General features: G+C 62.8%; 8 protein-coding genes. 2 read left to right on the top strand and 6 right to left on the bottom strand.

From position 1 onward, the window contains the following. Positions 1–11 precede the first annotated feature (11 nt). From AC0L2U_RS20575 to AC0L2U_RS20590, 4 genes are read right to left on the bottom strand one after another with little or no spacing between them, the layout of a single operon-like run. Positions 12–1076: a maleylacetate reductase gene (locus AC0L2U_RS20575; protein WP_473602573.1), complete on the bottom strand. Its 1065-nt coding sequence runs from the start codon at positions 1074–1076 to the stop codon at positions 12–14. After that, positions 1073–1732 carry an alpha/beta hydrolase gene (locus AC0L2U_RS20580; RefSeq protein WP_292335692.1) on the bottom strand — a complete coding sequence of 220 codons (660 nt, stop codon included), beginning with the start codon at positions 1730–1732 and terminating at the stop codon, positions 1073–1075. Before AC0L2U_RS20580 ends, AC0L2U_RS20575 begins: the two co-directional genes overlap by 4 nt. Further along, positions 1729–2688, bottom strand: a complete 960-nt coding sequence (locus tag AC0L2U_RS20585; protein WP_473602574.1) for a VOC family protein — start codon at positions 2686–2688, stop codon at positions 1729–1731. Before AC0L2U_RS20585 ends, AC0L2U_RS20580 begins: the two co-directional genes overlap by 4 nt. A gap of 3 nt (positions 2689–2691) precedes the next feature. Beyond that, positions 2692–3597 carry a dioxygenase family protein gene (locus tag AC0L2U_RS20590; protein WP_473602575.1) on the bottom strand — a complete coding sequence of 302 codons (906 nt, stop codon included), beginning with the start codon at positions 3595–3597 and terminating at the stop codon, positions 2692–2694. 93 nt (positions 3598–3690) lie between these two features. Here AC0L2U_RS20590 and AC0L2U_RS20595 point away from each other — a divergent pair, with 93 nt between their 5' ends. Then, a complete protein-coding gene (locus tag AC0L2U_RS20595) occupies positions 3691–4641 on the top strand; it encodes a LysR family transcriptional regulator (protein WP_473602577.1) in 951 nt (316 codons plus the stop codon). A gap of 174 nt (positions 4642–4815) precedes the next feature. Here AC0L2U_RS20595 and AC0L2U_RS20600 read toward each other — a convergent pair whose 3' ends face one another. Both AC0L2U_RS20600 and AC0L2U_RS20605 read right to left on the bottom strand, forming a co-directional pair. Further along, positions 4816–6192, bottom strand: coding sequence for an HlyD family type I secretion periplasmic adaptor subunit (locus tag AC0L2U_RS20600; protein ID WP_128307791.1), 1377 nt, complete (start codon positions 6190–6192; stop codon positions 4816–4818). Continuing rightward, positions 6185–7936 (bottom strand): type I secretion system permease/ATPase, encoded by a 1752-nt coding sequence (locus AC0L2U_RS20605; protein WP_473602578.1) that lies wholly within the window; start codon positions 7934–7936, stop codon positions 6185–6187. The genes AC0L2U_RS20600 and AC0L2U_RS20605 overlap by 8 nt, the downstream gene beginning before the upstream one ends. A 454-nt stretch (positions 7937–8390) precedes the next feature. Here AC0L2U_RS20605 and AC0L2U_RS20610 point away from each other — a divergent pair, with 454 nt between their 5' ends. Further along, positions 8391–10154: a calcium-binding protein gene (locus AC0L2U_RS20610; RefSeq protein ID WP_473602580.1), complete on the top strand. Its 1764-nt coding sequence runs from the start codon at positions 8391–8393 to the stop codon at positions 10152–10154. Positions 10155–10374: the final 220 nt, after the last annotated feature.

The following is a 10374-nucleotide window of genomic DNA, read 5'->3' on the forward strand; positions in this document are numbered from 1 at the left end:
TTGTTTTATTCTCAAGCCCCCGGACGGCGTCCCTCCCACGCCGCCTGAAGGAGTTCCCTTATCGATCCTGGATCGATTGGCCTCGGATTCGCATAGGCATTCTTGACCGCGATCGCCGCCGCGCGGTCGAGATCGGTCTCCGCGATGCCGATCGCCTTCAAGCTCAGCGGAGAGCCGACCGACTGTGCGAAATCCCAGAGCCCGCCGCCCGCCGAGCCGCCGCCGAATGCCTCGGCGATGGGGCGCAGCAGATCGGGCACTGCCGCTTCGTTGAAGGCGGTCGTGTAGGGCAGCAGGATGGCGTGGGTTTCGGCATGCGGCGTATCGAACGAGCCGCCGAAGACATGCGCCAGCTTGTGATGCAGCGCCATCGAGACATAGCCGAGTGCGGTCGAGCAGCACCACGCCGCATAGAGCGCCTGCGTCCGCGCCGCGCGATCCTGCGGGTCGCCGATCAGCCTTGGAATGCCGTCCTTGAAGGCAATCATGGCATCCCTGCACATCAGCACGATCACCGGGTTGCGATCGGGGGCATAGAAGGTCTCCATCGCATGAGCGATCGCGTTCATCGCCGAGGTCACGGTGAGACCTACCGGCAGACTCAATGTCAGATCGACGTCGTAGATCACCGTCTCGGGGCGGATGTCCGGCGAGCGGCGGGTGGTCTTCTCGCCGGCCGCGGTCTCGCCGAGGATGTCGGTCATTTCCGAGCCGGCATAGGTGGTGGGAATGACCACCTGGTCGGCGCCGGTGCGCACGGCAATGGCCTTGCCGAGCCCGGTGGTCGAGCCGCCGCCGAGGCTGACGACCGCCGAAGCGCCGCTGCTGCGGAAGGCATCGACGGCCTTTTCCGTGACATCGACAGGGGTATGCATGACCGCGCCGGCAAATATCCCGGCGGCGAGGCCACCAAGGCTTGCGGCCAGTCTTTCCGCATCGCCCATCTGATGCGATGTCGACAGCACCATCACCTTGTCATGGCCAAGCCGCCGGACTTCCTCCTCGACGCGAGCCATGGTGCCGGAACCGAAGACCACCCGTGTCGTCAGGCCCGGAAAGGTGAAGCTGTCCATCATCGCGCCGCCTCCATGCGCGGGCCACGCCCGGCCGCGAGGTCGTCGAGGATCGTGCCCAGCATGGCGATCTCGGCGTCCGAGACCTCATGGCCGCGGCCCGGGAACAGATCGGCCCGCAGGCTCGCGCCAAACCGGCCTAGCGATTGCGCGGCATCGGCAAACGCCGAGACTGGTATCCAGGGATCGGCATCGCCGCCGGAAAGATAGATCGGCATTCCGGCCGGCGCCGCCTCGGATCTTTCGTCCGCCGGAACGCCGACACGGCAGCCCGTGAAGGCCGCCAAAGCGTCCGGCGGCGGCAGCCCCGCGCAGAGATATTCGATCGACAGACACGCCCCTTGCGAGAAGCCCGCGAGAAGAAGCGGCAGTCCGGGCAGTTCGGCCCGCGCCGCGACCATTGCGGCCGCAAGGTGGTCAAGCGCGTCGGAAAGCTGCGCGCGGGCGACCGGCGTCAACGGGTCGACGGCACGCGCCTCCCACCACATGCCGTGTGGTGCACGCGGCAAGATAAAGGCCACGGCGGTCGCGGAAAGCCGCGACAGCACATGCGACTGCATCTCTTCGGGCGATTGGCCGCGGCCGTGGACGAAGACGCAAATCGCCTTCGCCTCCGGACCTCTTGGCCCAAGCCGGAGCGGACCGCTGCCTGAACTCACGCGAAATCCGCCTCTTCCAGGCCGGCCTGCAATTCACTCTCGCGGTCCTTGAACCATGGCGGGAAGACCAGCGTCTTGCCGATCTGGCCCGGGGGCTCGTCCTTGGCCCAGCCTTCGGGCGTGGTCCAGGCAATTTCGAACAGCGCGCCTCCGGGGGAGCGGACATAGCAGGACTTGAAGTAGTTGCGGTCCTTCTGCTCCGAAATATCGGTGAAGCCGAGGCCCTCTATATGGGCGCGCAGTTTCAACTGGTTCTCTTCGTCGCCGGTGTTGAGGGCGAGGTGGTGGATCGTGCCGCCCGCCAGCGTCCAGGTGCCCTGCGGGCTGTCGCGGTCGACAATGACCTCCACGCGCTGAGCGACGCCGGCCGCGTCGGGCACGCGGAACACCAGCCCTTCGTGGTCGTCGGCCTCTTTCTCCATCGGCAATGCGATGGTCAGGAAGTCGTCCATGGCGGTGCGGTCCATCACCGCCACCACGGCGCCGTAGATTCCCTTGATGCCGTGGGCCTTGCCGATGCCCTGCGTTTCGTTGGCGATGGGCGCGCGTGGATCCCTGTCGCTTTCCACCAGCTCATGCGGGATACCGCAGGGATGTGCGAAAGCCGCACGGTCGGCGCCAAAACGGGTGACCTTGATGGCCTCGATGCCACGCGCATTCAACCGGTCGACCCAGAAATCCGCGGCCCCCTTGGGGATCGACTGCATGATGGTACGCGACTGGTTGGATCCGCGGCGGCCATAGACGCCTGGCTTGCGGAACGGGAAGGTGGTGATGATCGTCGAGGCATCGCCGTTGGGCGAGCCGTAATAGAGGTGATAGACCGGGATGACGCCATCGAACAAGACGGTGCGCTTCACCGAATGCAGGCCCAGTGCCTTGGTATAGAAATCAAAATCTTCCTGAGCGCTGTCCGTCGAGAGCGTCAAATGGTGGTAGCCGCTGACACGTGCCATCGGTCATCTCCTCCCAGAGGTTTCGGTTTCGCCCCGCCGCTGCGGACAGAGCACGAGGTTGAGGTCGAGCGCGTGCTTCCGTTTTCCTCCGTTGGGCGGCAGCGCGCGGAACTCGGCCATGAGTTCGGGCTTGACCCCGAAGATCGCATCCCGGCCGATCGCGAGGTCCGACCGGTCGAAGATGTGGGTCGTCAGCGTTTCGAAGCCCTCCGCCGAGACGCGAAAATGGATGTGGGCCGGCCGCTCGAGGCCAAGGCCAAGCGCCGACATCAATTGGCCGACTGGGCCGTCCGACGGCAGCGTGTAGCCCTTCGGCTTCACCGTCGTGAAGCGGAACCGCCCCTGCGGATCGGTACGGAAGCGTCCGCGCAGATTGAATTCAGGCTGCTTATCAGGTTCCTGGTTCTCGTAGAGACCCTCGGCATTGGCCTGCCAGATCTCGACCATCGAATCGCCGATCCCCGCGCCGTCGAGCGCGACGATCCGGCCGGCAACTTCCAGCGGCTCACCCTTGTGATCGCGCGAAATGTTCGCGCCGAGCGGCATCTCCGGCACGTCGGCCCGGTAGAAGGGGCCGGCCAGGGTGTTTGGGGTCGCCCCAACAGGGCGCGGGCTGTTCTGATCCTCGATCAGCGAAGACACGCCCAGGACGTCGGCGAACAGCACCCATTCCTGGCGCCGCGCATCGGCGTAGTGGCCAACCTCGGTCAGAAAATCGATCGCCTGCCGGAATTCCTCGCCGGAGGGCCGCAACTCGACGATCAGCGCGTGCAAACCGTCGACGGCTGCCTGTGCCGCCGCCGCCAGGCGGGACTGGCCCATTGCCGTCAGGCGCCGTGAGAATTCCTCGGCCTGCGTCGAGATCGCCTTGGGGAATTCATCTCGCTTCGGGTCGTGATGGCCGTGCATTCCGCCGGGGCCTCCCTTCCCCTTGCCAAGCGGGATAGCACGGCCCGACGCGATGCTTGATGAGATGTGACGTCCCTTGTATAGCGTTTTGCTATGAAGCTGAACGAGCGCCACCTCATGCAGCTCGCCGCGGTGCTGGATGCCGGCGGCGTGTCGGAAGGAGCCGCCATGCTGGGCCTGACCCAGCCGGCAGTCAGCCGATCGCTGGCCATGCTGGAGGCACGGGTGGGCGAGCCGCTTTTCCTCAAGGGTCGCCGGCCGCTGCAGGCGACACCGCTCGGCTTCCAGCTGGCGGCGCAGGGCCGCACGATGATCACCGCGTCGCGCAAGGCGTCGGATGCGGTGCAGGGCTTCATGAAAGGCACCAAGGGCGTCGTCCGTGTCGGCGGTGTGCCTTTCTTCATGGATGCGATGATCAGCCGGATGATCGGAGAATTCCAGAAGCTCGTGCCCGAGGTCACCGTCCAGCAAAGCTACATGAACCTGCCCGAGATGGTCGCGGCGCTGGAGAGCAACCAGATCGATCTCGGGATCGTGCCGATCGGCGTGCTCGACCTGGGACCCGGCTTCGAATTCACGGAAATCCTGCCCGGACGCAACGTCGTGGCTTGCCGGCCCGACCATCCCCTGCTGCGAAATCGCCGCCTCAGGGCGCATGACCTGACCAGCTTTCCCTGGGTTGCCCCCCTACCCGGTTCTCCGCTGATGTCGGACCTGCAGATGATCCTGATGAGCATCGGCATGTCGGACCTCAACGTCCGCTATTCGGGAGGCTCGCTGATGAGCGTGATCAACTTCCTTGCCGAAACCGATGCGCTGGCGGTGCTGCCGTTCTCCGTGGTCTTCGCGCAGCGCAAGGAAAACCGGGTGACGGTGCTACCCTACGAAATTCCGCAGCCCAGCCGCTCGCTTGGAATCCTGCGCCGGGTCAGCGGGCCACGCTCGCCCGCGGCAGAGCGCTTCGCCGGCCACGTCACGACCGCCTTCGAGAATCTGAAGCACATCATCAAACGGCACGAGAATGCCGTCGTCTGGGGGCGGTAATCCAGCCTCGCTATTCGAATGATGCGGTGGCGTCACATAACGCGCATGTTTCCTCCAGCCGGAGGCGCTTCATCCCCGCGTCGCCGGTTAGGCTCGACGGCCGCCCGCCCCCAAAAGCCGTCGGGCCGCCAGAAATCCCGATATCCTATTGGCTCTCCCTCCTCCACCTCGCCATCACTGCGTAAACGCCTTGGACATCTGGTCCACAAAGGGTTTCAACAGATAGGACCAGACATTGCGTTCATCGGTGCGGATATGAACCTCGGCGGGCATACCTGGCCTCAGCACCTTCGCTTCGGTCAGGCAGTTCGATTTGCTTTCAACCTTGATACGCGCCGAGAAATAGGAAAGCTGACGTTGCGGATCTTTAATCAGATCTGCCGAGATGTGTTTCACTGACCCTTGGCAGACCGGAGTGGTTCCCACGTCGAACGCCGGAAAACGGATCGATACTGGCTGCCCCGGGCGGACGTCGTCGACCCGCGACGGCGGGATCAGCGCGTCCACCACAAGATCATCGGCATCAGGTACGATGGTCATGAGCATCTCGCCAGGCGCGATAACGCCGCCGACGGTATGGACAGCCGATTCCTGTATCGTTCCGGACTGCGGCGCGCGGATCGTTGTCTTGGTCAATTCATCCTGGGCCACAATCCTCCGTTCGTTGAGTTCGGTCTGCTTAGCTTCCGTCTCGCGGAGTTCGGTCGTCACGTCAGTGCGCCTTTGGTCATCCAGTTGCAGCATCTGCAACCCCGTTTCGCTGATGCGCGCCTGCGCTTCAGCTACTGCTGCAGCGAGGCGCCCCGATTCTCCCCTGGCCCGGGTGGCATCCAGCTTGATGTTGCTTAGCCTCTCCTTGGAAACGAGTTTTTTGGCGTAGAGGGAATCAACGTCCGCGAAATCCTTGTTCAGCAGAGCAACCGATTCATCCACCGCGCTCTGTTGCGCCTTAAGGCCGTCGATCTGACGTTCAAGTTGCTGGGATTGGCTTCTCAACTGTGCCTTCTGTCCAGCCAAAGCCGAAGCGCGCGTTTCAAAGAGAGCGCGCTCGCCATTGACGAGCGCAGCCAGCTCCGGCTGGTTCATTCGCGCCTTCAGGCCGGCCGGCAGCTGCATTTCCGCCAGGCCCGTGCGCTCGGCCTCCAACCGGGCGAGGCGGACGGTCGCGCGATCGAGATCCTCACTGATGATTTGCAGGTTCGCACGAGTCAGCGTGTCATCCAGTCTGACCAGCACGTCGCCGGCTCGTACATGATCTCCGTCCTGCGCGAAGATCCCGCCCACTGTGCCTCCGGTTTGATGCTGGACCTTCTTGACGTTGGTTTCCACCACCACGGTGGCTGGTGCAACCACAGCGCCGGCGATGTTGGTCAACCCCAGCCACAGGCCACCGCCAAGAACCAGCAGACCGGTAATCGCCAAGCCGAATATCAGGTTGGCCCGTATACCGTCCGACAGATCTGGCGCGCTCACGGCAGGCGGTTTGCTGCCACGAAGGGTCCGAGCATACGACGAGAAGGTGACGAATGTTTCGAGCAGAGCCTCATGCATGCCCGGCAACCCCCGGTATCGGCGCCAAAGAAGATGGCCGAGGTGGAACAGGCGGTGACGGTCGGAGCACGTTCGCCAAGACCTCTTCGCGCGAGCCAAAGGCATGAACCGTCCCATTCGACATAACCAGTACCTGATCGATGTTGGCGAGAGCTGAGGGACGATGCGCAACGACAATGACGATGCCTCCGCGCTGACGCACTGCCCGTATGGCGCCGGCCAGGGCAGCGTCCCCGTCCACGTCGAGGTTCGAGTTCGGCTCGTCGAGCACGACAAGAAACGGCTCGCCATAAAGTGCTCGGGCGAGACCCACGAGTTGCCTCTGCCCTGCCGACAGGGCCGCTCCGCCCTCGCCGATGCGGGTCTGAAATCCCTGGGGGAGTTGCATTATCATTTTCTCGACGCCGGCTGCTCTTGCCGCCGCAAGGACGCCTTTTGGATCCGTCTTGCCTCGGAACCTCGAAATGTTGTCTGCTACCGTGCCGTCAAACAACTCCACATCCTGCGGCATGTAGCCGATATGGGCGCCGAGCTGTTCCGAGTTCCATTGATCGAGAGAGGCGCCGTCCAATCTCACCGAGCCATGGAGCGGCTTCCACACCCCGACCAACGAACGCACCAAAGTTGTCTTGCCGGAACCGCTTGGGCCGATTACGGCCATCCCAGCGCCTCTCGACAGATGGAAGCTCACATTCACCACGGTCGGCTTTGGCAAGCCGGGCGGCGCAATGGTCAATTGCTCGACCGCAAACCGCGCCTGCGGCCGAGGCAACTCCATTGGCTCGTCCTGGCGGCCGAATGCCGCCATGACCGCTGCCAGCTCGGAATAGCTGCGCCGGGCCGACAGAAAGCCTCTCCAGTTTGCGATCGCAGCATCGACCGGGGCCAAGGCGCGGCCAAGCAGAATGGAAGATGCGATGATCACCCCAGGTGAAGCCTCGCCGCCGATCACCAGGTAAGCGCCGAGACCGAGAACACAGGACTGCAATGCCATCCGCAGGGCCTTCGACAGCGAACTGGCGCCACCAACGACGTCAGAGAGGCGTTCCTGCTGGGCGAGATAGGCTCGGCTGACGTCGCTCCAGCGTCGAGCCAGTCGACCAGAAAGCCCCATTGCGTGAACGACTTCGGCGTTGCGGCGGCCGGAATCGGCAAGCGCCCGCTGCGACAGCAGCTCCTCCGAGGCACGCGCGGCGGGGCCTCGGCTAAACACTTCCGCGATCCCTGTTAAGAGGACCACAGCGATCGCACCAACCGTCGCCAGCAAGCCGAGCGAAGGATGAAGCAAATAAATGATCAGCAGATAAAAGGGGATCCACGGGGCGTCAAAGATGACCGTCGGTCCCGTTCCGGAGAGAAAGCCGCGCAGTCGGTCAAGATCGTGCAAAGGCTGCAGACGGTCCGCATCACGCCCTGCCTTAAGCGGCAGGGACAGGGAGATGGAGAACACCTTTTGCTGCAAATTCCTATAGAGACGGCTGCCGATGCGGACCAGCACGCGAAGCCGCACGAAATCCAGAAGCCCGTATACGGCATACAGGCCCAGCATTCCGATCGTGAACCCCACCAGGGTGGGAACACTCTGCGACGGCAGAACGCGATCATAGATCTGCAGCATGTAGACCGAACCGGTCAGAGCGAGAATGTTTATCACTGCCGAGAACAGCGCCACGCCAAGCAGCCCAGGCATGCAGGCGAGAATGGCGGAACGGAGCTCGGGAGAACCGGCCCCCGATGTTTTCATGACCAGCGGTCGTTCGCGCGACACTGCCGCGCCGTTACTTCCGTAAGTTGTAATGGCTCAAACCTTTCTTAGTGCGCATAGCAGCCGCTATCCGTCGCCCCCCTTATTACGCTCTGCTTACATACGTCGACTTTGAGGAAAATGCAGCGGATTCGTGGCCTGAACCAGCGAAACGCGACCGCCGACGTCTCCCTGTCTGGGGATAACTTCCCGAAAGATGACGATTTTCGCTAAAGGAACTGGTCAGAACGGAGCCGGCCAAAGAGGCGTATGTCCTTGCTCCCAAACACTTTCAAAGGTGCCACGATAGGCTGAGCAAAATACCTGCTTCTGAGTAACAACTTAGATCAATCAAACATTCTATCCCGCTGTGTTTCGTATTTGATTTCATCCTAATGTAGCAATCACCTAAGCAGACGCGGGGCATAAGTCGAATCAACCAAAGGATCATTGGATGACACTCCATTATGCGTCCGGTGGATCAGCCACCGAAGTCGCAACCGCCGGGTTCAACCTGGTCGATGTTCAATATCTCTCGCAGGTCAATGCTTTGCCGGACGGCATGAAAGGCCTCGTCTATCTCAGCGCCCACGACGGCGTCACCTCCTCTTTCATCGAACAAGTTACGCCCTTTCTCAACAATCCCAAGGTGTTCGGGTTCTTCCTGATGGACGAGCCAGATCCCACCGGCAGATGGGGCACATATGCAAGTGCCGAAACCCTGAAGGCGGAGTCGGACTGGATCCATTCCCATTTTCCAGGCGCCAAGACGTTCATCACCATGATGAATATGGGCTCTCCAACAAACCCGGATTTTTCCAACACGTATAATCCGGCAAGTACCGGCATCGACTACTATGGGTTGGACCCCTACCCGGTGCGCGATGACGTGAGCACGGTCGACTACAACATGATCGACAGGGCCGTGGGCGCGGCAGTGAAGTCCGGCATCCCGATCGACAAGATCATTCCGGTCTACCAGACTTTTGGCGGTGGCAACTGGACGACCGACACGGGCGGGAAGCATCAGATGCCGACGACGGAACAGATGCAAACGATGATAGATCATTGGGCAGCACTGGTTCCGTCGCCTGCTTTCGATTATGCCTATGCTTGGGGTTCGCAGAACGGAGACACAGCTCTGGAGAATTCGCCGGCGCTGCAGGCCTTCTTCCAGCAGCACAACCTCCAAAGCACCGGTGGCTCTGCCGCCCCCCCAGTAACCGATCCGATCGATACCACGACCCCGCCTCCAACCGACGTCGCCGCCCCTGCTCCGGCCACGCCTCCGACAGATGCCGCCGCTCCAGTTCCGGCCGCGCCGGCCCCGTCGGACAGCGATCATGTCTTCCATGGCACGCGCGGCGCAGACGTTTTTCACGCGACCACGGGCAATGACAAATATCTCGTCAACAATGCCCATGACAAGGCGATGGAAGCGCCAAGCGGGGGGTTCGACAAGGTCGCGGCCTCGGTGAGTTACGCTCTTACGGCGGGCTCACATATCGAGCAGCTCTCCACCGCCAGTTCGGGTGGCAGGGGGTCCATCAACTTGACCGGCAACGAATTCGATCAAGCTATCTATGGGAATGGCGGCGCCAACAAGATTAATGGTGGCGGTGGCGCCGACAAGATGACCGGATATGGTGGCAATGACACCTACTCCGTCGACAATGCTCACGACAAGGTGGTGGAGCAGAAGGGCAGCGGCATCGATAAAGTCCTCGCCTCTGTGAGTTTCGCCCTATCGGCTGGCTCGCACATCGAACAACTCGCGACCAGCAAGGCGTCCAGCAAGGCCGCGATCGACCTGACGGGCAATGAGTTCGCTCAGACCGTCAAAGGCAACGCCGGCGCCAACAAGATCGACGGCGGCGGTGGAGCCGATACTTTGACCGGCGGCCGCGGCAGTGATGTCTTCGTTTTCAGTACCGCTCTTGGCGACGGAAATGTCGACAGGATCACTGATTTCAACAAAGCCCAGGACAAAATCCACCTCGATCATTCCATCTTTGCCGGTCTCGATCAGGGGGGCCTCTCGTCGGACGCTTTCTTTGCCGGCAAAACCGCGCATGACAGTTCCGATCACATTATCTACAACAGTTCGACGGGAGCTCTTTCTTTCGACAGCGACGGCGTCGGAGGCGCAAACCAGATCCATTTCGCGAGCCTCTCTCCGCATCTGTCGATTACCGCATCGTCTTTCCTGGTCACCTGAACCAGCCCAGCGAAGAAATGCTTTAAGAAGTGGGGGGGGGGGGGGGGGGGGGGGGCCCCCCGGGGGGGGGGGGGGGCGGGGAGGGGGGCGGGGGGGGGGGGGGGAGGGGGAGGGGCGGCCGCGGGGGGGGGGGGGGGGGGGGGGCGCGGCCCCCCCCCGCCCCCCCGGGGGCGGGGGGGGGGGGGGGAGGGGGGCGGGGGCGGGCCCCAGCAGCAGCCCG

The organism is Mesorhizobium sp. WSM4808, from assembly GCF_055811675.1.